Raw genomic sequence first — 23,517 nt, forward strand, 5'->3', positions numbered from 1 at the left:
CGTCAATAGCGCACCCCATTTAGCCTTCATAATTCTCTCCCGTCGACAGGTTGCTGGCGTAGGTTTTCAAGCCGTTACAGGTCACATCGCCGACCCATACCGCCCCGCGCGCTTTGTTAATCTCAAGCTCCACTTCGCAGCGCTGGTTGTTGCCGTAGCTGAAGTCGATGGTCGGGAATTTTTTATCTACATCCATCACAAACTCGCCGTTGTCATCGGTGCGGGTACGCCCGATGTGGTTATTAATGTGCGCATTGGCCAGCAACGTGCCGTCTTCGGCGCGAATACGCCCGGATACGGTCACCATCTGCTTCACTTCCGGTTCGATAACCGCCACGTTGCCCGGATAGAGGGTCAGACGGCTTTTGCGGCTGCTGACGATGTCGTAGCTGTCGAGCGAGTTTTTGCTGTTCTGCAGCTCAACTTCGTAGCGGCTGTAGGGCGAGAGCGGCAGATAGTTACGTTTACCCGAGAGCTGGAATACCCGCCCGTTAACCTTGGCGCTCAGCTTGCCGTCATCTTCAAGACCGGTATTAAAAATCACCCCGGCGTTACCGTCGGTACGCCCGCTGGCGGCAATATTTTTACCCTGCCAGCCCACGCTGCCGTTGGCGGTCAGGTTGGTGTTCACGTAGCCATCGGTGCCGCTGTTAACGTTCAGCGTCCCGCTGGAGTAACGGGTATCAAACCGGGCATAGGCACCGCCGCTCAGGGTTTTGTCATCCCCGGTGTCGCCGGAGATTGCCCGGGAGATATTGGCGCCGACGGTGCGGATCGCGCTCCCTTCCTCAAACTGCTTGCGCGCCGACAGGTTGGCCATGGTGTAGCCGTTCTGGTGGGTCATCCCGGCGCTAAACCAGTTGCCGAGCGGCAGAGAAAAGTCGAGCGCGATATATTTCCCGGTGCTGGCGCCGCTGTTGCCATTATTAAAGCGCTGGACCCCCGCGCGCAGGCCCAGCGAACCGTAGGCGTTGCTGTAGAGGGTCTGATAGTAGTCCGCGGTGTAGTAGTGGCTGCTATAGCGGCGATCGTCGTTATAGCTGATGCTGAAGGTGCCCAGCTTTGACCACAGCGGGTTAAGGTTCAGCGTCCCGCCAATCGCCCGGTTATCGGCGTCGCTGCGCCGCAGCCTGTCGCCGATTATCGTCTTTTCCTGGTTGACCCAGATTGAGCTAAAGCCGCCGGGCAGCGTGGCGCTGACGCTGCCGATACTGCTCCACGAGCTGTCGCTGGCCAGCATATTTTGCAGGTTGACGTTGATGGATTGCGTCAGCGGCAGCGTCAGCCGGGTCTCGCCAACGGCGTTGCTATCGTAGCCGTAGCCGGTTGCGGCCCAGCTGAAGGCGCCCACCGAGCCGGTTGCGGAGGCCCCGGCCAGCCAGCTCTCTTTGGCAGGCAGCGTCTTTCTGCCGCCCTCTGACCAGCGGTCCATATGGAAGCTTCCGCCCCAGACCTGCCAGGCCAAAGGCGCTCCGGCTCCGCGTCCCCGGCTGAACAGCTTGTTTACCCGCTGGATGCGTTTACTGACCACCCGGCCGTTGACGATAACTTCAACATCAACATCGTAAATCCCGTACGACAGGCCGCGGGTATCAACCTCATGGTTGCCCATCGTAAAGTTCTGCACGCTCAGCAGGCGGCCATCGCGCGACAGGTGCACCTCGCCGGCGGAGGGTAAGAACGCGATAATCGGCGTGGCCGACTGGGAGTTATCAAATACCGTCGAGCTGGCCTGGTTGCCCCAGGAGGCGCCGTAAATTTTCCCTGCCGAAATGGCGGTCATCGGACCGAGGGACTGCAGGTTCCACGTATCGAGCATCCCGCCCGCGAAGCGGTGACCGGCGAAATCACGCTCGTACATCGCCTTATACAGCTCGCTGTCCTGATTGCTGGTTCCGGCGCCGTACAGCGAGCCGTCCAGCACCAGATGATGCTCGCGCAGGGCGGTAACGCTGTTCATCGACAGATAGCTGGAAGTGCTGTTGCCGGCGTTGCGCATCTGGTTGTTATAGACGCCGAGGTTATAGTTCAGGGTGCTGCTGAGCGCGTTAACGCTGGACTGACCGATATCTTCGCTGCGCGATCGCAGCACGGTGCCCAGGGCCTCTTTTTTTACCACCAGCTGGAGCAAAAGCTGGCGCAGGCTGAGCTGCAGCTGCGCGTCGGCGGTGACCTTAATGCGCAGATCGCTGTCGAACGACTCGTTCGCCAGCGAGGACAGCATCTGCCGGGTTTGGGCGCTAACGGTGGCATTATTATCGCTCTCTTCCAGCCGGATCTGGCGTACGCGCAGCACGCCGTTATCCAGCCAGATAAAAGCGCTACCGAGTCGCTGATCGTCCTCGTTTCCCTTACTGCCTTCCAGATGAATAAAGAGCGGGATGCTCATCCCGTCCTGTAGCGCCTGGCTAAACGCCCGGGGAATAATTACGCCGCCGATTTGCGGTATCTGCTCCGGGGCCGCGCTGACGCTTAGCGGAACAGAAAAAATCACCATACCGTAAGCCAGGAGCGCTTTCAGCTCCGGGGAAATCCGTAGTCGTGGCATAAGCTTATCCCGTCAGCATCATTGTTATTTTACGGGAACAAACTGCTCGCCTTGCCAGAGAGCGACCCGTCCTTTTTTATCGGCAAGATTGACGCGCGTGAATCGGCGCTCTTTACCGGGCATGAGGTAATAATTTTCTTTGCAGTCTTTGCCGTCCGCCGCCTTCAGGCATGGGCCGTAGGCGAGAATACGCAGCGTCGCGTTTCCGCTATTCACCAGCGTTCCGTTGGCGTACTGATAGCGGTAATTCGCCTTGCGGGGAGCAACGACCAAAATGGTGCCAATACGGGCCGATGCCGTCGCTACCGCGCTGCGGGCTGCGCCATTGCGCTGCGCGTCGCTTAGCGCCTGATCGAACCAGACGATGCGGTAATAGCGCTCTTTGTCATCCGTCGGGCCTTTGTAGAAAAAGCGAATAACATCGCTGCTCTTCGCCGGCAGCAGCAGGCTGGCTGGCGTAAGCAAAACTTCATCCTGGCTTTCCATCGGAATGACGCTGCCGCCATCAAGCGGTGAGGAGAGGCGCTCCATATGGATATTGATCAGACGTCCACTCTCGGTGGTATTTTTTATCTCTTTGCTGAGCACGCTGCTGTCGCTGTTCATAAAAGAGGAGATATCGCCAACGTCCAGCGCCTGGGCCGGCATAATTGCGCAGAAACAGAGGCCAATAGCCAGAATACGGTTTTTCATGGGAATTCAATCCGTGAAAGAAAGCAGGGGGAACTCCCCCCCGCTTTGTGCTACAGGGAAATCAGCTGGTCCAGGTCGCGTCGAACTGTACGCTGACGTCGCCGCTCCAGATCCCTTCCGGCAGCGTGCTGTAATCCGTTACATCCGTAGTGCCGTCGAGGGTGCCGCTAACGATAGAGAAGTTGAAACCATCCTGAGCGGTCGTACGGCCAGTCTGGTTGTAGCCATTAGAAAGCGCGCTGAGGTTGCCGCCCAGTACGCCGTTTGCGGTGTCGATCATGATGGTGTCAGCAGATTTCTCTACGGACGCGCCGTTATAATCAACGCCGACGCTCAGCGTAGAGCCAGAGGTGTCCAGCTGAGTCAGGGTATTGGTGATCAGACGGGAAGTCAGTTTAAAGTCCGTTGCGGTAGCATCGCCTTCAATCGCAACATCAAACAGGCCTTTCTGCGAGTTAAAGCCTTTGATCCCTTCAGCATACTGGAAAGCCAGGCTGCCCAGCGGAGTGACAACCAGCTTGCTGGTGGTATCTTTTTTAGCGGTTGCAGACCAGGTCGCTACTGCCTGAGCCGTAACATCAGCGGCCTGAACAGCGCCAACACAGAAAGTAGTAATCAGAGCTGCTGCCAACATTTTCAATTTCATATTTGTCACCTGATAAAGATAAGAGGCTTTTTATGGCCCATACTGTTCCATAGTTCTTTATGGAATGATCGCCTTTAAGAACCACGGGTTCTTAAAAACAAATACTTTAATAAATCGACAGGATGTGCTTGTCAGGCCGATTAAATAAATCGCACCCCACTCTTCGATGCCGGCAGAATAAATCGCATCAGGGCCAGCATCGTTATGTTGTTGGTGTTAATTAAACCGACTTTATTGCTGGTATTACTTTTATGTAAGCTAATCGTCTTGATGCTTAAACCGAGCATCTCCGAAATATCATTAATCAAATTACCGATAATCATTAATGACATTATTTTTTCTTCCCGTGCGGTCAGGCTTCTCTTTCTTATTTTATACTTTTTAAGTTTTAACATGTTCTCTACCGCCTTGACGCTGGCATTGGCCGAGAGAAAATAAATATCATTAATGTCCGAAACGTCGCTAACAAACTTTGCATCCGGTGCCACAACAACTTTCGCCAGGCTATTAGAAAGATAGTACCTGTAGAAACATAATATATGGTCTAAGTGTGAAAAATGGATAATCACATAGTCTTCAGCACTCAGCGCCATACACTGCTCACGGGCATTCGCACTATCAAAACTACCGGCACAACCGATATAACAGAAGTCATCGGCCAAATGGCTCAAGCCCTGCATAAAGAAATAATTATCAGTTACAATCAGTACAGCCATAATAACCAGCCTCTGTTCCATTGGGCCAACCAGTCCGAAAAAAACACCTCCACGACGCCTTCTTTATTGATTATATCGGACTTGTAACAACAACCTGGCACGATCTTGCTATTTATTAACATTGTTATCGCAGGACGACCACATCCTTTTATTAATATTGTTACGTCACCGCCGAAAAACTTTGTGTAGCAATAATAGTCGTAGCGCTCATATTTTATTACTCATAAAGTTATGAAGTGTAAAGAAATCACATTTGTTGATTTTATGTAAAAACGTAACTCATTGAAAATAAAATGATAAATATCCTTAAGTTAACAAATATGAGGCCTTTTATAACAAACATCCTGGTGGATTAAGATAATTCTTAGTTATGAATGAATGCTGCGGGTAAGCTTTAATGCTAGTATCGCAATATCAAATCTTAGATAAATATCAGCAGCGGTAACTATTCTCACGATAAGAAACGATATATGGATACTATTTACGTTATCGAGAACACGATCAGGTTCAACCCTACGGCGCATACTCTGCATTCTATAGAAAACAATGAGCGTATCACTCTGGCAATTCCAGCAAGCCTTTGCTTTGTTTTATTAATTAAAAACCAGGGCAGAATAGTCACCCAGGCGGAGCTGTTGCATAACGCCTGGGGAGAAAGAGGGATGAACGTTACGCCGAATACCCTACACCAAAACATCTCTCTGCTACGCAAATCACTAAATCGCCTGCAGGTTAACGGCACCATAATTCAAACGATCCCGAAACGGGGGTTTATGATTGCCGATGAGACCGCCATTTTGGCTCAGCGTATTGAAAACAAGCCGGGGCCCAAAGGCAATAGTGAACAGAATGTTGAGGAAATTGTTAATAACCTCCACCAACCTCCGGCAGTAGAAAGCATCGACCTGCAGCGACAAGACCCGGGACCTCCTCAGGATAACGTATCGTCGCCGCCGCCAGAAAAAGAACACAAGATCTCCCCGCGAATACTCTCTGGTCTCAGGTTCGCTGGAAAAGAAAAAGGAACATGTAAAATCGCGGGTTTCGCAAGCCTGCTGGCGATAGCACTGTTCGTATATATTTATTATTTTACTGAAACTCGCGCGCCTTTCGCCTCTTATACCGAACTGGCCACTCCCGGTGCCTGTACGGTGTTTCGCAATGATGATCTAAGATTTGATGAGTTTTTTATTCATTTTCTTCAGGAGAAGCACATCACCTGTTCCGATGGGCAAACGGTATATATTACCAATCACTATCCGTCGAGCAGAACGTCGCTGATCGTTTGTCGCTATCCGCTTAAATCAAGCAAGAAGTCATTTTGTACCTCATCTTACTACTTAAAATAAAACACAACATCGGTATATAAAATGAAGAAAGTAATAACTCTCATAATCATTGTTATGATGATCGGTGGTACCATATATTACATTAACTTCCGCGAAGATGATGATAGCATTGACTGTAACTCTGCCTTTTCGATTATCAATGATGATGAAGTGTTCTCCTTTTCAGTTACGTTTTTCACTAAAAATGGTAATGGTCTAATTACCTTTAGCGGCAATTCCGGAAATGCACGGGATAATATCATTATTCGCAAATACTTCTCTTACACTAAAAACAAGAGCAACATCTATATTTTCAAAAACAATAACTCAAACATGAGAACCAGCTCACCGGCATTCTCTGAAAAGTTCGATGATATTTTCCCGCCATTCTTTACAGAAATTAGCAAGGAAGATAACTTCATTATTAAAATAATAAAGGTAAAGTCTGATGCGTGGGTATTGATGTCGACAAATACGCCCTATTTCGTCTGTGAAAATACCCGCGCTTAATAGCCGCCAGTTTAGCATATAGCCTGGCGTTGATAGCTGACAGGACATCGTTTAATGACACAGTGCGGCTGGTAGCAGCAACCCTCTGCGGTCGTTGCACCGAAGTCATAGGGGCAGGATGGCCGCTCTCTCAGCGCCTCCCACTGCGTATCGCTGTAGGTCGCAATGTTATAAACTTTAAAGAAGTGGTATTTATTGTTTATCAAAACCTTAGATGAATACAGCTTCATTGACTCGCCGGGAATCAAAAGAATATCCGCTTCATACCAGATGATAAATTTTAAAAACCGTAATCCGCATATACTGGAGAACGCCACCCCAGAATGCGGGCATATGATTGTATTAAGCACCGTCCATTTCATATTTCGTCCTTGTATCCTTGGCCTGCAACCATGTGTCCAGAGATAGCAAATATTATAATTAATCGCAAGTCCTCACCGCAATAATGTGATATGCAACGGTCCCCCGTAAAAACCGATCCAGCCATTTACAAGTAACCACCCTAATATTTAATACGTAGATAAAGACTCTACAAATACATATTTATAGATAAAGCCAGAAAATCATAAAATAACCCTGCATAACTTTACAAAAAAATATTGAGGCGGAATTCAGATTAAGCAACGAGATAACGGGAAAACAGACTATTTTCGGGTCCGAGCTCTCACTTTCCCGCTGGCGGGCAAATAACCGCCGGGGAATGTGAGTCGATCCGCCCCGCCGCCCGCTGGGTGAGTGATAACACTCCGACCGTCATCATTCACGCAGCGGCGTGGTGGTCGCAGGGCTGCTCTTTGCCTCCGCTTACCAGGTTTTGCCGATATTAAACTGGAACTGCTCGGTCTTATCGCCATCGTACTTTTTAAACGGCTCAGCCCATGAGAAGACCAGCGGGCCTAGCGGCGACATCCACTGTACCGCAATACCTGCCGACATTCGTATATGCAGCGGATCGCTATAGTCCGGGATCCCCGCAGCCAGCGTTTGGGCGCTATTTTGCCACGAGGTGCTCCATACCGTTCCCGCATCGACAAAGAGCGAGGTCCGCAAACTGTCGGCGTATTTGTCGCTAATAAACGGCGTAGGAATAATAAACTCGCTGTTCAGCACCGCCATAGCATTCCCCCCTACCGCGTCGGAAGAGGTATCCAGCGGGCAGCCGCTATAGCTGCTTTCAGAACCATTACAGCGATAGTAGGCCGCTTTCGGGCCGATGGTATTTGAGGAGAAGCCGCGTACCGATGACGATCCGCCGGCGTAGAAATTATCGTAAAAGGGCACGGCGTTACCCTGCAGGCCGCCGGCATAGCCCGCTTTCAGATGCTCCATCCACACCCAGCTTTGGCCTTCATTTAGCGGCACGTACTGGGTGGTATCGAGGGTCAGCTTGTAATAGCTGTTATCAGATCCCGGGACGGTCACTTTGCCACTCAGGCTGCTTTTATTGCCGGAGCGGGGGAAAAACCCGCGATCGAGATCGTTATAGCTCCATCCCAGGCTGACAAAAAAATCATTGGCGCTATATTCCGCCCCGCTGTCGCCATCTTTGGTCACCACCTGCGGATAAATTCCCCGCGAGTTAAGGTAATTCCAGGTCGTGAGCTCCGGTTCCATATTGGTCAGGTGGTTGTGGACATAATCGACGCCCAGATTCAGCGAGTTATTTTCGCTAATCGGGAAGCCGAGATTGCTCCCAATGCCGTAGCTCTGCTGGTTATAGCTGCCGGAGTCGGCATCGGAGGCGTCGTAGCTGTTATAGAAAATTTTGCCGCCCAGGCTAACGCCGTCGACGGTAAAATAGGGGTCCGTCGCACCGAGCTCAACATAGGACTGATAGCTATTGCGGGTCCCGTTAAAGCTGACGCTGTTGCCGGTACCCAGCCAGTTATCCTGGGTCACTCCCAGCTGGTAGCTGACGCCGCTATCGGTACCAAACCCCAGACCGACGTTAAATGAGCCGGTATTACGCTCTTTAACCCTATAGACGACATCAACCCGATCCTGGCTGCCGGCAACCGGGGTTATCTCTTTCTCAACGGTCTCGAAATAGCCCGTGCGGTCAAGGCGCTCTTTTCCCTGCTGTACCTTTTCATCATTGAGCCACGCGCCCTCCATTTGGCGCATTTCACGGCGTAAAACGGCATCGCGCGAGGTATCGTTGCCGATAAAACGAATCTGCCGTACGGAGTAGCGGCGGCCGGCCTCAACGTTAATACGCAACGTCACGCTTTTCTGCCGATCGTCAATTTCGGCATGCGTCGCCACCTGCGGCCAGGCATAGCCATATTTACCGAAGCGCTTTTTAATCGCGTTTTCTACTGCGGTAATCTCTGCTCCGCTATACCACTGGCCGGACAGCGGCTGGGCCAGCGCATCAATTTCCTGGCCATGCGTGGCCATATCCCCCGTCACGATGGTGCGGTTTACCTTATAGCGTTCCCCCTCCGCAAGGTTGACCGTAAGATATAGCGATTTTTTATCCGGGGTAATACTGACCTGGCTGGAATTAATGGCAAAACGCGCATAGCCGCGATCGAGATAATAGCTGCGCAGCGTTTCAAGGTCGGCCGCCATTTTTTGTTTTTGATATTTTTTATCACCGACGACATTCCACCACGGAACATGATCGCGCAGCTGAAGCTGGTCGAGCAACGTTTCTTCACTAAATACTTTATTGCCAATAATATTAATCTGGGCAATAGTTGCCGACATCCCTTCCTGAAAGACGAATTTTAAATCTACGCGGTTGCGCGGCAGCGGCGTCACCACCGCATGGACCCTGGCGCTATATTTTCCGACGCTGTAATAAAAATCCTGTAATCCCTTTTCTATTTCGCTGAGAGCGTTACGATCCAGCGCGCTACCCGCCTCAACCCCGCTGGCGGTTAGATTATCTTTCAGCATCTCGTCTTTAACCGACTTATTGCCGGCAAAGCTTATGCTGGCAATGGTCGGGCGCTCTTTAACCTGTACCACCAGCGCACGGCCATCGCGCAGGATCTGCACATTCTCAAAGTTGCCGCTGGCATACAGGCCGCGTATCGCGTCGCTGATATCGTCATTGGAGACCTCTTCTCCCGGATGAACGGGCATGCTCAACAGTGCCGCTCCCACGGTAACGCGCTGCAGGCCCTCAAAGCGAATATCATCAACAGGGTTCGACGTTGCGGCATAAAGCGTTAAGGGTGAAATCAATAATCCGGCAATGATATTTGTTTTCTTTAGCATGGGCGTTTTATTTAAGAGAGATTTAGAAATAGCATGAATCTGCTGGGATTAACGTAAGCGAGGCGCAGAATTGCACTTAATTATGATGAAACAATGGAGAAAAGATGGATCTTAAAGAACCGTAAATAAAAATATTTATCAGCGGAACTCGAACCTGTTTTTTCGGTCTGAGAGAGTCAGGCAGTAATATATAAAGCATTTTTAATTAATTATAAAAAATAAAAAAGCCCCCTTCCGCATTGGTTGAAAGGGGGAAAGATCTTGTTAGGAATGATGCTCTCTGGGGTTGACCAGGAACACGCAAAAATTAGCTTATAATGCCGCAGATAAAATGAAGAGATATTGAATAAATTATGCAGGCCGCGCCACGGAATGTGCTCAAAAATATATCACCAGATATATTAATCCTGTTTCTTCATCTTTTCCTCAAAATGACAGGATAAGGTCGCAGAGGCTTATGGGAGCATCATGGAAAGCCGGTTGCGATATCTAAAAGCAAAGTAGTGGCGCCTTGCCAGGGACGGTAAGGCATTTTCCCGCGGCGGCGCTGGACACCGAGACCCGGCAGAGAGCCATGCCGGGCGGGAACCTGACCGTGACATCACCCTCTGCCCACGCCATGAAGCGGCGGGCGCCATCGTTCTGGAACTGGCATGAATCAGCGTAAAAATGGGGTCCAACAGGCCGTGCTGCACGAACTGGTGTGCTGGATAAAAAATAATCTGGAGAAAAAACTCACCGTGAATGCGCTAAGCGTATTTTCCGGCTATTCAGAGTGGCACCTGTTTCGCCTTTTCCAGCAATACTTCCGGATGTCGCCAATGGAATTCATCAGGCAGCAGCGGATGCTGCTTTGTCGGGATTTACTGCAGATAAAACCGGCCTTTCGCATCGTCGATATCTGCATTATGGCCGGCTATGAGGACATCAGCGCATTTAATCGGACCTTTAAAAAATACTATTCAGTCACGCCTACGCAGTTTCGTAAAATTTCAGCGGCATAAGGCCGCCGTTCAGCCGCCAGGCGAACGCGCTAACCGCCCGGAGTTGACTAAAATGAAAGGATGCCCCTGCGGAGTGCCGCGCCATGAACATCCTCTGTTTGCAGCGATTATTTATCGCTTACTTTACCTGTCTGATCGCGATGCTGTTTGTTGGCTCCGTTTATGCCGCTTCCGCGGAGAAAAAACCGCCGGCGCCCGAGCCGCGAGAGACCCTGGAGATCAATCCCGAAGAGATGCTAAAACCCTGGCGGGGGGATTTCTCCGGCATGCTCGAGCGGCGCACCATCCGGGTATTGACCACCTACAGCAAAACCTTTTTCTTTATCAATAAGGGCACCCAGCGCGGCGCCACGCATGACATTTTCATTGAGTACGAGCGCGACCTTAATCGTCAGCTGATGAAGGAGAATAAGCTCCGGCACCGCCACCTCAAGGTGCGGATCATCTTCGTTCCGGTGGCGCGCGACCAGCTGATCGACGCGCTCAATGCCGGTAAGGGTGATATCGTCGCCGCGAACCTCACCATCACCCCGGAGCGCCAGCAGCAGGTCGCCTTCAGCGCGCCGCTTTATACCCGCGTTCAGGAGCTGCTGCTTTCCGGGCCGGGCTCTCCCGCGGTCAGCGATATCGACCAGCTCTCGGGCAAGACGGTATTCGTGCGCCGTTCCTCAAGCTATTACCAGAGCCTGGTCGCGCTAAACGCGCGCTTTCTGAAAGAGTCGCGCCAGCCGGTGGTCATTGATGCAGCCCCGGAATCGCTTGAGGATGAGGACCTGATTGAGATGCTCAACGCCGGCCTTATCCCCCTGACCGTTGTCGATCGCCATAAGGCGCTGTTCTGGCAGCAGGTGTTCCCTAAAATCGAGGTACACCAGACTATCGTCCTGCGCGATGATGCCAGCATCGCCTGGGCGGTGCGCAAAGAGAGCCCCCAGCTGCTCGCTTCGCTTAATCAGTTTGTGAAGACCAACAGCCAGGGCAGCAGGCTGGGGAATACCATCCTGCTGCGCTACCTGAAAGATGCTAAATATGTCAAAAACGCGGCGGCGCAAAAGGAGCGGCGTAAATTTTTAGCGATGGTGGATATCTTTCGTAAGTACGGCGATCGCTACGACGTCGACTGGCTGCTGATGGCGGCCCAGGGCTATCAGGAGTCGCGCCTTAATCAGTCGGTGCGCAGCCACGTCGGGGCGATAGGCGTGATGCAGGTTATGCCGCGTACCGGTAAGGAGCTGAAGGTGGGCGATATCAGCAAGCTTGATCCGAATATCCACGCCGGGGTGAAATATATGCGCTGGATGATAGACCGGTACTACGGCGACGAGCCGATGACGCAGCTCGATAAGGCGCTGTTCTCCTTCGCCTCCTATAATGCCGGACCGGCGAGAATAGCCCGCCTGCGGGTTGAAACGAAAAAGCGCGGTTTTGACCCTAATATCTGGTTTGGCAACGTGGAGTACCTGGCCGCAGAGAAGATCGGCTCCGAGACCGTGACCTACGTCAGCAATATCTATAAGTACTACATCGCCTACCGGCTGATCGTCGATGAGATGACGCGCAGGCAGAAGGCAACCGCCGGAGCCCGACGCGCGGATATTTCGTTTAAAACAGGCGGCATACCGGTCGCGCAGTGAGGCGAAAAGACAATAAAAACCCCGCCGAAGCGGGGTTTTTGCCAGCCGGGATGGCGTATCTCAAAATATGCGCCGCTTGCCCTATCAGAAGAAGTATTTGAAACGTACCCGCGCGCCGTAGCGCTCATCGGTATTGCCGGTTTTCGTTGCGGACGAGTCCAGCCACGACGCGTAAGCCCCGAGGTAGATATTAAAGTTCGGCATATCCATGATATTCGGCAACTGCCACGAGGTGTGAATGGTGTGGATGTCATAGCGTCCCGGGGCCAGAATCGCGCAGTCCCCATCGCACTCCGCGCTCACCCCGGACAGATTGAACTGGTCGATTTTATTATGCGCGTAGATATAGCCAAGCTCCACGCGATGCCATAGCGCATTAATCCCGGCGCTGAAGTCCTTTTCGTCCGCCGCATCCAGATACGCGGTGCTCAAATTGACCACCGCCCCATCCTGCGGGTCAGCCTTCTGCGTATTCCAGCTGAGGGTCATACCGTAGCCGGTACGGCTGGACCGATCGACCCAGCGGCCATCCTGATTCTGGTAACCGTAGGCGTTATTCACGAGGTTGCTTTCCAGCGCCGCCGCCACCGACCAGGCACCGGACCGCCACGCCGCCACCGGGCGCACGTAAACCGCGTTTTTACGATTATCCAGCGCATTGCCGTGATAGCTCCGATCAACAAACAGCGAGCTGCCGTCCTCCACCAGCGTATTCACTTCAAAATACCAGTTATCCAGGGTTTTACTCAGCAGGAAGTTGCCGCCGCTGCTGCTGCGTCCGCGTCCCTCTTTCATCATATAAATATACCCGTAGCCGTCGCTATACAGGTCGTTCGCCGTGTTGCCAGAATACTCAATAAACGTATCCTGATTAAGCGGGAACATATCATAGGCTTCGAAGCGTCCGATTTTAATTTTCCAGTCATCCTCCTGACCAAAGAAAAATGCCGCGTCGTCAAGATTCATTTTGCCATTCATATCCGCCAGCGGCTGTACGCTAAATCCGGCGTATTTACCGTTAGCGCCTTTCCGTAATCCATCAAAGCCCAGCAGAATACGTCCGTTAATATCCCAGCGTTCTTTATCTCCCGGAGCCCAGTTTTTATTGGCGCTGGTTTTTATCGAGGTCAGGCTGCCGGTTCGGCTGGCGCCGTCCATATTAAACTCAACGTCGCCGTAAAATTTTATTTCGCCATAATCATTAAGTTCTAAAGCGGGTTTGGCCGGAGCGGCGCTGGCCGCCGCCGTTGGCGTATCCTGACGTTTTAATGCGTGGATCTCCGCCTCCGCGCTGGCCGCTCGCTGCTCGGTCGCCTTCAGCCGTTGTTCCATTTGTGCCAGTCGTTCCTCAAGGGATAACGACGCCTGAGCATTGACCACAGGGGTAAATAAAGACGTCAAAAAACAGCCGACCCATATTTTATTCATCGGTAAAGCCTTTTATTATTTAATTAAATGAAGTTTATTATTTAGGGTTTATGGATAAAGCATGACGATGATGACAATAATAACCCGCCCACCGTCACAGACGGGTTATTAACGACAGTAACACTATTATTTGCGCGACCAGACCCGGGCTCCAGCACGCCATAACGGCGTAAGCTCAGAGAGCTGCTGGCCTGTCAGTATGTTTTCTCCTGGGGATGCTGCTCCCGCTCGGGGATATAATCGGTTATTTACCCGATAGCCTGTTTTAACGGCGTAACTAATTTATTGGCAGCGGTTGCTTAAGCGTTTCTTCGCCATCATTTTCCGGCCTCGTAGCCTGCCGACGATCCGCCAGTAAAGCGCAAATCTCCGCATGCTTGTCTTCCGTAAACGTGTAGCGCGACATGCAGCCCATCCTGATCAGTGAGCCAAATGCGGGCAGCAGACAGATGCCGAAGAACAGTCCGTTAAGCACGCTCTCGCTCTGAATTTGCGCCTGCGGCACGTAGCCTATCAGCGTCAAAAATACGCCGATTAATCCGCCGCCGACGGCCACCGACATTTTGCCGGTAAACGTTTGTCCGGAGAAGGTAATGGCCGCGCAGCGCTTGTTGGTATGATATTCGGCGTATTCAATGGTGTCGGCAATCATCGATGAGGTCAGGATATTGCTCATCATGATAAATAGCGTGCTTAAACCCAGCAGAATAAAGAGCAGCGCTGCGTGCTGATAGCCCGCAAACCACATCACCACGCGCACCAGAATATCCAGCCCGCAAAGGATCATAAACAGCTTCCGCTTCTGCATTCTGCGCGTCAGCATCGGGGCCACGAGGCACAGTACCGCCGCGACAATCCCCATAATACCGATCGCCATCTGCAGCCCGCCGTCGCCCATATTGTAGATAAAGAAATAGATGTAAATCCCGCCGGCGACGTTGTGGAATACGCAGAAAAAGAATGACAGCAGGACGATAAATAACGGCTTGTTCTGCCGCAGATTATGAAAGGTATCGCGCATGGTGACCTTTTCCGGACCGGCCTGCACGCGCTCTTTAATCTGGAAAAAACCGTTCAGCATCAGCGGCAGGCCGACCAGCATCATCACCAGCGCCGCCATAAAATAGCCCTTATCGTTGCTGTACTGGGCAAAGAACGCCGCAAGCCTGGGGAAGAAGATGTTGGCGCAGGCAATCCCGGCATTGACGCCGAGCATCGCCGCCGTCACCGCGCGGGTGCGCTGACCGGAGTCGTTGGTCATCACCGAGGACATCGACCAGAACGGAATATCCGATATCGCGTACAGCGTGCCCCACAATATATAGGTCACCCCGGCGTAGATAATCATGGTCGTCATATCTGCTTCGATTTTATAAAACGCCAGCAGCGTGACCCCGGTAATTAACAGCGGCGCAATCAGCAGGAAATGGCGGAACTTGCCAAAGCGGCTGTTAATGGTGTCCATGATGCTGGCGAACAGCGGGTCGTGAACCGCATCCCACGCTCGCGCAATGAGGAAAATCGTACTGGCCGCCAGCGCCGATATGCCCAGCACATCGGTATAAAAATAGTTAATAAACGAACCCACTAAACCAAAACTAAAACACTGACCTAAACCATAGCCAAAATAAGACCACAACTCGCGAGACGGTATTTTCATTGTCGTTGCCATAGTGTGTACCCTAATCCCGGCGGCGTACCGCCGGATATATTGTTATTATGCCCGTGACGGCTGGGCGATGTGACGAAGCCTGCGGATGAGCGCAATCTCTTTGCGGGAGAACGGGATCCCGTTCTCTTCAAAGACGTCGTGGAACCAGAGCCGGCAGTAATCGGTAGATTCCTTCATCACCACCGGCCACGGCAGCCAGGTCTGGGTTTTCCCGCGCACCAGTCCCCATTGATAAGGCGCGACTTTCGCCATATACATCAGCGGCAGCTGCTCTTCGATGGTGCTGCCAACGTGGCGAGCCAGCCACTCGGTGCAAAAAATCGGCCGCTCCAGCTGCTGCAGCTGCTGGATAATCGCCGTCATGCGGGCGGTGTTGGTATAGGCGTGATAGCTGACCACGTCCGAGAGGGTCAGCGCGGCCTGATCCAGCGGCTGCTGGTAGAACGTCTCGCCTTCCACTTCCTCTGACAGGCGCCAGGCGCAGACGGTCAGCGGCTGCGTCGGGTCCTCTTCCCTCGCCCAGCGGAAGGCGAGCTCCATCAGCTCATGGGCATAAGTTTCCAGCTTTTCGTCGTACAGCACCTCAACCGTGCCGGTGGCAAAGATGCCGCGATTCCCCGGCTCGTTATAGAGATCCCACAGCAGAACGCGCTTATCGTCGCGGAACTGGCGGATAACGTCGCGGATATAGCATTCGATCTGCGGCCAGCTGTCGCGGTCGCAGACCTTGTCCCGTCCGGGGCTCGCCGCCGCCTGGCTGTTATGCTTGCCGGGTACCGGCGGTTTTTGCGGCCCCAGATACGGTTCATCGCCCGAAAAGCCGCAGTCGTCCATCAGCGTCAGCATGGTGCTAAAACCGTGGCTATCGGCAATTGCCAGGAAACGCTCGATGCGCGCCATCAGGCCGTCGCGATCGTCCCCCCAGACGATAAACGGCAGGTTGATGCGCAGCGTGTTGTAACCCGCCTCTGCCGCCCAGCCCAGTTCGCGATCGATGGTTGGCTCATCGAACGTCTCCTCCTGCCAGATATCGGTCCAGTTCACCGCCGTCGAGGGAAGATAGTTAAACCCGCAAAGCCAGCCCTGCTGCTGATACCACGCCTGCGCCTGCTCTTTGCTCCACTGCTGTTTCATCATTGCTCCTGATTACTGATAATAATTAGCTAATAAATATTAGTTATGCCCTAAATGAGCAAATGGCGGCATGCAGAAAAGAGATAATCCTCACAAACCCGGTGCGTTGATGAAGATGAAACGTGATCGACTACGCATAAGAAACGGGTCAGGGGATGAGGCGATTTCGCAAGAAGGTGAGTAGCGGATAGGGAAGCTGTGGAACGCGGAAAAAACAAATTAACCTGTTGTTTAACAAATAATTTATTTCAAATATATGTCAGGTGCCGTGGCTGCCTGGCAGTGGAAGCAGGAAGCAGGAAGCAGGACACAATAGTACAAAAAAACCCTGCCGGAGCAGGGTTTATGATTCTGAGACCGCTATTCTAAAACGGGTGTTGATTAGAACGGGATGTCGTCGTCGAAATCCATCGGCGGTTCATTAGAAGGCGCTGCCGGAGCCTGCTGCTGCGGGCGAGACTGCGCGCCGCCGCTGAACTGGTTCGGGTTGCCGCCCTGCGGCTGTTGCGGCTGCTGAGGCTGACCCCAACCGCCCTGTCCGCCCTGCCCGCCGCCTGCCGGAGCGCCGCCGCCCTGACGGCCACCCAGCATCTGCATGGTGCCGCCAACGTTGACCACGATCTCAGTGGTGTATTTCTCTGCACCGGACTGATCGGTCCATTTACGGGTACGCAGCTGGCCTTCGATATAAACCTGCGAACCTTTACGCAGGTATTCGCCAGCCACTTCAGCCAGCTTGCCGAACAGCACAACGCGGTGCCATTCGGTCTGTTCTTTCATTTCGCCGGTCTGCTTATCGCGCCAGGATTCGGAAGTCGCCAGCGTGAAGTTAGCGACTGCGCCGCCACTTGGCATGTAGCGTACTTCCGGGTCCTGCCCCAGATTACCGACGAGAATCACCTTGTTTACGCCTCTGCTGGCCATAATCGAATCTCCTGAATACGTTTCTTAATAAGTGTAAACCGGTAATACTAACACCACAAAGGTGCATTTTGATAGCTGGGACGTCGATTCCAGTAAACATCTTATCGCTATACAATTTTTCACCATCAACTCCCGCTGCCATTCCAATACTGTATATTCAAACAGGTCGGATTGTGCCATAATTAGCCGTTTCCGCCGTTTGTTCTTCATACAAACCAGGCAATCCGTGTATCTACCTACCGGGAAAGGTGAATGGATAAGATCGAAGTTCGGGGCGCCCGCACCCATAATCTCAAAAACATCAACCTCGTTATCCCCCGCGACAAGCTGATTGTCGTCACCGGGCTTTCAGGATCAGGCAAATCCTCACTGGCTTTCGACACGCTGTATGCCGAAGGGCAGCGTCGTTACGTTGAATCGCTCTCCGCCTACGCGCGTCAGTTCCTGTCGCTGATGGAGAAGCCGGATGTCGACCATATCGAGGGGCTGTCGCCGGCGATTTCCATCGAACAGAAATCAACGTCCCATAACCCCCGCTCTACGGTAGGCACCATTACCGAAATTCACGACTATCTGCGTCTGCTGTACGCCCGCGTCGGCGAACCGCGCTGCCCGGACCACGACGTCCCGCTGGCGGCGCAAACCGTCAGCCAGATGGTCGACAACGTACTTTCCCAGCCTGAAGGCCAGCGCCTGATGCTGCTGGCGCCAATCATTAAAGAGCGTAAAGGCGAGCATACCAAGACCCTGGAAAACCTTGCGAGCCAGGGCTATATCCGGGCGAGGATCGACGGCGAAGTCTGCGATCTCTCCGATCCGCCAAAGCTTGAGCTGCAAAAGAAACACACCATCGAAGTGGTTATCGATCGCTTCAAGGTGCGTGACGATCTCTCCCAGCGGCTGGCCGAATCGTTTGAGACCGCGCTGGATCTCTCCGGAGGGACCGCCGTTGTCGCCAATATGGACGACCCGAAAGCGGAAGAGCTGCTGTTCTCCGCCAATTTCGCCTGCCCGATTTGCGGCTACAGCATGCGCGAACTGGAACCTCGGCTGTTCTCCTTCAACAACCCCGCCGGCGCCTGCCCAACCTGCGACGGCCTTGGCGTGCAGCAGTATTTCGACCCCGAACGGGTTATCCAAAACCCGGAGCTGTCGCTGGCTGGCGGCGCGATCCGCGGCTGGGATCGGCGTAACTTCTATTATTTCCAGATGCTGAAGTCGCTGGCTGAGCATTACCAGTTCGATATCGAAGCGCCGTGGGGCACACTCAATGCCGACGTGCAGAAAGTGATTCTGTCCGGCTCAGGCAAAGAGAACATTGAATTCAAGTACATGAACGATCGCGGGGACACCTCCGTACGCCGCCATCCGTTCGAAGGCGTTCTGCACAATATGGAACGTCGCTACAAAGAAACCGAATCCAGCGCGGTGCGCGAAGAGCTGGCGAAGTTTATCAGCAACCGCTCCTGTACCAGCTGTGATGGCACCCGTCTGCGCCGCGAAGCGCGCCACGTATTCGTCGAAAATACGCCGCTGCCCACTATCTCCGATATGAGCATTGGCCACGCGATGGACTTCTTCAACAACCTGAAGCTCTCCGGCCAGCGGGCGCAAATCGCTGAAAAGGTGCTGAAGGAGATCGGCGATCGCCTGAAATTCCTCGTCAACGTCGGCCTGAACTACCTGACGCTCTCGCGTTCGGCAGAGACGCTGTCCGGCGGTGAAGCCCAGCGTATCCGCCTTGCAAGCCAGATAGGCGCCGGGCTGGTCGGGGTGATGTACGTTCTCGATGAGCCGTCCATCGGCCTGCATCAGCGCGACAACGAACGCCTGCTCGGGACGCTGGTTCACCTGCGTAATCTGGGTAATACGGTCATTGTCGTTGAGCATGATGAAGACGCTATTCGCGCCGCTGACCACGTGATCGATATCGGTCCCGGCGCTGGCGTGCACGGCGGGGAGGTGGTGGCAGAGGGCACGCTGCAGGATATTATGGCGGTGCCTGAATCCCTGACCGGGCAGTACATGAGCGGCAAGCGCAAGATTGAAGTACCGAAACAGCGCGTAGCCGCCGATCCGCAAAAGGTGCTGAAGCTGACCGGCGCACGCGGTAACAACCTGAAGGACGTTACCCTGACGCTGCCGGTCGGTTTATTTACCTGCATTACCGGCGTGTCCGGCTCGGGTAAATCAACGCTGATTAACGATACGCTGTTCCCGATCGCCCAGCGCCAGCTCAACGGTGCGACTATCGCCGAACCGGCGCCGTATCGCGATGTGCAGGGGCTGGAGCATTTCGATAAGGTTATCGATATCGACCAGAGCCCCATTGGCCGCACGCCGCGCTCTAACCCGGCAACCTATACCGGCGTGTTTACGCCGGTACGCGAACTGTTCGCCGGCGTGCCGGAATCACGTTCACGCGGCTACACGCCGGGGCGCTTTAGCTTTAACGTTCGCGGCGGCCGCTGTGAAGCCTGTCAGGGCGATGGCGTGATCAAGGTCGAGATGCACTTCCTGCCGGATATCTACGTTCCGTGTGACCAGTGCAAGGGCAAGCGCTATAACCGCGAAACGCTGGAGATTAAGTACAAGGGCAAAACTATCCATGAAGTGCTGGATATGACCATCGAAGAGGCGCGCGAGTTCTTCGATGCCGTGCCGGCGCTGGCGCGTAAGCTGCAAACCCTGATGGACGTAGGCCTGACCTATATCCGCCTTGGCCAGTCGGCGACCACGCTGTCCGGCGGTGAAGCTCAGCGCGTGAAGCTGGCTCGCGAGCTGTCGAAGCGCGGAACCGGGCAGACGCTGTATATTCTCGATGAGCCGACGACCGGTCTGCACTTCGCCGATATCCAGCAGCTGCTGGACGTTCTGCATCAGCTGCGCGATCAGGGCAACACCATCGTGGTCATTGAGCACAACCTGGACGTCATCAAAACCGCGGACTGGATTGTGGACCTCGGGCCGGAAGGCGGCAGCGGCGGCGGGGAAATTCTCGTCTCCGGGACCCCGGAGACGGTTGCCGAGTGCGAAGCCTCGTACACCGCGCATTTCCTCAAGCCGTTGCTGGGCTAATCACTGCGAAAGCTGCTGTCGGGTCGGCTCCGACAGCAGCCGAATCGCCTGCTGATAAGAGGCGTCGACCAGGTAGTAAATCTGCGAATCCGGCAGCGAACCATCAAGGAACACCGTACTCCAGTGGGCCTTGTTTAAATGCCGGCTAGGGCGAACGTCAACATGCTGCTCCCGCAGAAGCTCGGCAAGTTCCGGGCTGGCCTTCAGCGACACCGCAGGGCGCTTATCCTCCACCTCCTTGACCATCGCAAACAGCACGTCCGACACTTTAATCTGCGTAGCCTTCCAGTCGCTGTGTTCGCTTTGCTCCGCGCCAGGTTTAGCCATGCAGTAGCGCAATAACTCCGATATTGTCATCTAATATTCCCCCATGAGCGACGCGACGCGATAGCGCGAACCGCCGTGAATGCGATATTCCGCGAGCCATACCGCGGCCCGGCTGTCGATGCCAGATAAGCCATTCATGCTGCGAATGAATCTTTCTAAGTGTGCAGCAATAAGCGAAAAGGTAAAACCTTCCGGGGCGGATTTTGTACAAAAAAACGGCAGCCCGCTGGCTGCCGCTGTTGCTCGCGATCATTTCGCCCGCAGACGATCAGTAGTCGGAGTTCACAATAACCTCTTCCCCTTGAGCGCCGGCCATCGGTAAAGGCTTGTAGGAGGAGTTGGAGGCGCGCAGAATGCGAATGCCTCGCGCGCCCGCTTCACGGGCTGCGCCAATATCGTTATCCGAGTCGCCGTAGAAGACCTTAATATCTTTCTCCTGCAGCCACTGGGTTTTCGTATTCTGCCCCGGCTTATCGCCGGCAAAAATAACCGGATTCATGCTTGCCGCGGGGATCAGGAAATCATCCTGCAAGGTTTTCGATACCGTTTCGGTTTTGGTCTGGCTGCGTCCGGTCACAAAATAGATGCTATCGCCGCGTTTAACGTGCATCGCAATCAGCTGACGCGCGACCTCTTTCGGCATGCTGAAATCATCCCAGCCGTTGTTCATTTTTTCCCAAAACTCGGGATTTTTCAGGTAAGCATCGCTGCCGGGAGAGAACGTTTTCTGGCCGCGCCAGAATCCTGGGCTGGAAAACAGCACGGTATCGTCAATATCAAAGCCCACCGCAATCGGCGGGCGCCCCAGCAGGCTATTTTCAATCTGCGCCACCGATACCCAGTGAATCGGCGCCTGTTCAGCGAGTTTAGCGACGTTGGTCCCCGTAGAGAGGGGCTGCGGCGTAGACGCGCGGGCAACGACGGCGCTATTTAGCGTGAACAGCAGGCAGACGGCCCCGAAGGCCAGAGTGATTTTGCGCATATTTATCCCTGTAAACGTCATCATTCAAACTGCCTCTTTGACGGCCACGGTTAGACGAACGCTCCCTGGGGCTTTGACGCATTTTGCATGATTGCGTGTGTAAATAATCGAATCATTATAATTTTCAATAATGTGGATGCTTATAAATTCACCATGACCTTAACCTCCGCATCCGGTGATGAAAAGAGGTTTCTGCTCGGATGTCATAGAAAAAGAGAATGATCACACTTCAGGAAGGGAATTGCCCTCTCCTTAACACCGGAAAGGGCCGGATATTACCGCGGAATTATATCACTGCAGAAAATGCCTGTGCGACGCGCTGAACGTTGCGCGAGTTAAGACCCGCCACGCACATCCTGCCGCTGGAAATCAGGTAGACGCCAAACTCTTCACGCAGGCGATCGACCTGAGCGGCGCTGAATCCCGTGTAGCTAAACATACCGCGCTGCTTGAGCAGGTAGTCGAAATTAACGCCGGGTACCGCGTCTTTCAGGACGTTCACCAGCTCCTGGCGCATCGCTAAAATGCGCGTGCGCATCTCTTCGACTTCCGCCAGCCATGAAGCCTTCAGCTCCGCGTCGTTCAGCACGGCGGCGACAACCTGCGCCCCGAAGCTCGGCGGGCTGGAGTAGTTGCGGCGTACGGTCGCCTTCAGCTGTCCCAGTACGCGGCTCGCGGTCTCTGAATCTTCGCAAACCACCGACAGACCGCCGACGCGCTCGCCGTACAGGGAGAAGATTTTCGAGAACGAGTTGCTGACCAGCATCGGCATGCCGGCGCTGGCAATCGTGCGGATCGCCCAGGCATCATCGTCCATTCCCGCGCCAAAGCCCTGATAGGCGATGTCGAGGAAAGGGATCAGGCTGCGCGCTTTCAGCACTTTTGCGACTTCATCCCACTGGGCATGGCTCAGATCGGCGCCGGTCGGGTTATGGCAGCACGGATGCAGCAGCACGATGTCGCCTTCAGGCAGCGTCCGCAGCGTCTCGAGCAGCGCGTCAAAGCGCACGCCGTTGGTCTCATTATCAAACCAAGGGTAAGTACTTACTTCGAAGCCAGCACCTTCAAAGATGGCGATGTGGTTTTCCCACGTCGGATCGCTGACCCATACGCGCGCCTGCGGGAAGTAGCGTTTCAGGAAATCCGCGCCCACTTTCAGCGCGCCGGAACCGCCCAGCGTCTGAATGGAAGCGACGCGCTGTTGCAGCAGTACCGGATGCTCGGCGCCAAACAGCAGCGGCGCAATGGCGCTACGGTAAGGATTCAGACCTTCCATCGGCAGATACAGCGAGGCGCCGTGCGGCTGCGCGTTAAGACGCGCTTCCGCTTCCGCCACCGCCTGCAGCTGCGGGATAATTCCGTCTTCGTTATAGTACAAACCGATGCTGAGGTTTACTTTGTCACTCCGCGGATCTTCTTTGAAACGCTCCATCAGGGAAAGAATGGGGTCGCCAGCGTAGGCGTCAACTTTCTGAAACACGCGATGTTTCTCCAGGTTTACAAAAGGCAGGTAATAACACAATAAACCGGAAGCCGTGGCAGGTCGAGAGGATGTTGGCGGATAGCCGACGTCGATCGCCCCACCGAGCGCAACCGGAGCTTTTCCCCGGCTCGCGGCGTTAACGCCGTAGCCGGGCTGTCGCGTATCGCCCCGGTCCCGGTAAC

Annotated in this window: 18 protein-coding genes; 5 read left to right on the forward strand and 13 right to left on the reverse strand. The window is 53.7% G+C overall.

All coding sequences use genetic code 11. The annotated features are described in order from the left end of the window. Positions 1-19 precede the first annotated feature (19 nt). The 4 genes from NWP14_RS23305 to NWP14_RS23320 form a co-directional block, all read right to left on the reverse strand. Positions 20-2,548 carry a fimbrial biogenesis outer membrane usher protein gene (locus tag NWP14_RS23305; RefSeq protein ID WP_095104931.1) on the reverse strand — a complete coding sequence of 843 codons (2,529 nt, stop codon included), beginning with the start codon at positions 2,546-2,548 and terminating at the stop codon, positions 20-22. 24 nt (positions 2,549-2,572) lie between these two features. Then, positions 2,573-3,241 carry a hypothetical protein gene (locus NWP14_RS23310; protein WP_095104929.1) on the reverse strand — a complete coding sequence of 223 codons (669 nt, stop codon included), beginning with the start codon at positions 3,239-3,241 and terminating at the stop codon, positions 2,573-2,575. 61 nt (positions 3,242-3,302) lie between these two features. Then, a complete protein-coding gene (locus NWP14_RS23315) occupies positions 3,303-3,887 on the reverse strand; it encodes a common pilus major fimbrillin subunit EcpA (RefSeq protein WP_331833782.1) in 585 nt (194 codons plus the stop codon). 140 nt (positions 3,888-4,027) lie between these two features. Then, positions 4,028-4,624, reverse strand: coding sequence for a LuxR C-terminal-related transcriptional regulator (locus NWP14_RS23320; protein ID WP_223261832.1), 597 nt, complete (start codon positions 4,622-4,624; stop codon positions 4,028-4,030). Between the two features lie 449 nt (positions 4,625-5,073). Here NWP14_RS23320 and NWP14_RS23325 point away from each other — a divergent pair, with 449 nt between their 5' ends. Continuing rightward, positions 5,074-5,952 carry a winged helix-turn-helix domain-containing protein gene (locus NWP14_RS23325; protein ID WP_331833783.1) on the forward strand — a complete coding sequence of 293 codons (879 nt, stop codon included), beginning with the start codon at positions 5,074-5,076 and terminating at the stop codon, positions 5,950-5,952. 21 nt (positions 5,953-5,973) lie between these two features. Beyond that, positions 5,974-6,441, forward strand: a complete 468-nt coding sequence (locus tag NWP14_RS23330; protein WP_198389070.1) for a hypothetical protein — start codon at positions 5,974-5,976, stop codon at positions 6,439-6,441. An 11-nt stretch (positions 6,442-6,452) separates the two neighbouring features. On the opposite strand, the gene iraM is transcribed toward NWP14_RS23330, so the two are convergent. Together iraM and bamA are read right to left on the reverse strand one after the other, a co-directional pair. Continuing rightward, positions 6,453-6,803, reverse strand: a complete 351-nt coding sequence (iraM, locus tag NWP14_RS23335) for an anti-adapter protein IraM (RefSeq protein WP_095104922.1) — start codon at positions 6,801-6,803, stop codon at positions 6,453-6,455. 442 nt (positions 6,804-7,245) lie between these two features. Next, positions 7,246-9,669: an outer membrane protein assembly factor BamA gene (bamA, locus tag NWP14_RS23340; protein WP_375216086.1), complete on the reverse strand. Its 2,424-nt coding sequence runs from the start codon at positions 9,667-9,669 to the stop codon at positions 7,246-7,248. 653 nt (positions 9,670-10,322) lie between these two features. Between bamA and NWP14_RS23345 the strand changes: the two genes are divergently transcribed. Then, the gene (locus NWP14_RS23345; protein WP_095104918.1) at positions 10,323-10,673 is read left to right on the forward strand and encodes a helix-turn-helix transcriptional regulator; all 351 of its coding nucleotides are present in this window, start codon (positions 10,323-10,325) and stop codon (positions 10,671-10,673) included. An 83-nt stretch (positions 10,674-10,756) separates the two neighbouring features. Continuing rightward, positions 10,757-12,307, forward strand: coding sequence for a lytic transglycosylase F (locus tag NWP14_RS23350; protein WP_095104916.1), 1,551 nt, complete (start codon positions 10,757-10,759; stop codon positions 12,305-12,307). 84 nt (positions 12,308-12,391) lie between these two features. Here NWP14_RS23350 and NWP14_RS23355 read toward each other — a convergent pair whose 3' ends face one another. The 4 genes from NWP14_RS23355 to ssb1 all read right to left on the reverse strand — a co-directional run bounded on the left by NWP14_RS23355 (position 12,392) and on the right by ssb1 (position 17,465). Continuing rightward, positions 12,392-13,735, reverse strand: coding sequence for a carbohydrate porin (locus NWP14_RS23355; RefSeq protein ID WP_346430581.1), 1,344 nt, complete (start codon positions 13,733-13,735; stop codon positions 12,392-12,394). Positions 13,736-14,012: 277 nt separating this feature from the next. Beyond that, positions 14,013-15,407, reverse strand: coding sequence for an MFS transporter (locus tag NWP14_RS23360; RefSeq protein ID WP_375216087.1), 1,395 nt, complete (start codon positions 15,405-15,407; stop codon positions 14,013-14,015). A gap of 45 nt (positions 15,408-15,452) precedes the next feature. Beyond that, positions 15,453-16,541 carry a cellulase family glycosylhydrolase gene (locus NWP14_RS23365; protein WP_375216088.1) on the reverse strand — a complete coding sequence of 363 codons (1,089 nt, stop codon included), beginning with the start codon at positions 16,539-16,541 and terminating at the stop codon, positions 15,453-15,455. 381 nt (positions 16,542-16,922) lie between these two features. Beyond that, a complete protein-coding gene (gene ssb1 / locus NWP14_RS23370) occupies positions 16,923-17,465 on the reverse strand; it encodes a single-stranded DNA-binding protein SSB1 (RefSeq protein WP_095104908.1) in 543 nt (180 codons plus the stop codon). A 252-nt stretch (positions 17,466-17,717) separates the two neighbouring features. Between ssb1 and uvrA the strand changes: the two genes are divergently transcribed. Then, entirely contained in the window at positions 17,718-20,543 is a 2,826-nt protein-coding gene (uvrA, locus tag NWP14_RS23375) for an excinuclease ABC subunit UvrA (protein ID WP_095104906.1), read from the forward strand. Here the strand turns inward: uvrA and NWP14_RS23380 are convergent, their stop codons facing one another. The 3 genes from NWP14_RS23380 to tyrB form a co-directional block, all read right to left on the reverse strand. Then, on the reverse strand, positions 20,544-20,900 hold the full coding sequence (locus tag NWP14_RS23380) for an MmcQ/YjbR family DNA-binding protein (protein ID WP_095104904.1): 357 nt from the start codon (positions 20,898-20,900) through the stop codon (positions 20,544-20,546). 238 nt (positions 20,901-21,138) lie between these two features. Beyond that, positions 21,139-21,852, reverse strand: coding sequence for an acid phosphatase AphA (gene aphA, locus NWP14_RS23385; protein WP_095104902.1), 714 nt, complete (start codon positions 21,850-21,852; stop codon positions 21,139-21,141). 286 nt (positions 21,853-22,138) lie between these two features. Further along, entirely contained in the window at positions 22,139-23,332 is a 1,194-nt protein-coding gene (tyrB, locus tag NWP14_RS23390; protein WP_346430583.1) for an aromatic amino acid transaminase, read from the reverse strand. Positions 23,333-23,517: the final 185 nt, after the last annotated feature.

This window comes from Klebsiella sp. C349492 (assembly GCF_042055345.1).
Classification (GTDB): Bacteria; Pseudomonadota; Gammaproteobacteria; order Enterobacterales; family Enterobacteriaceae; genus Klebsiella; species Klebsiella scottii.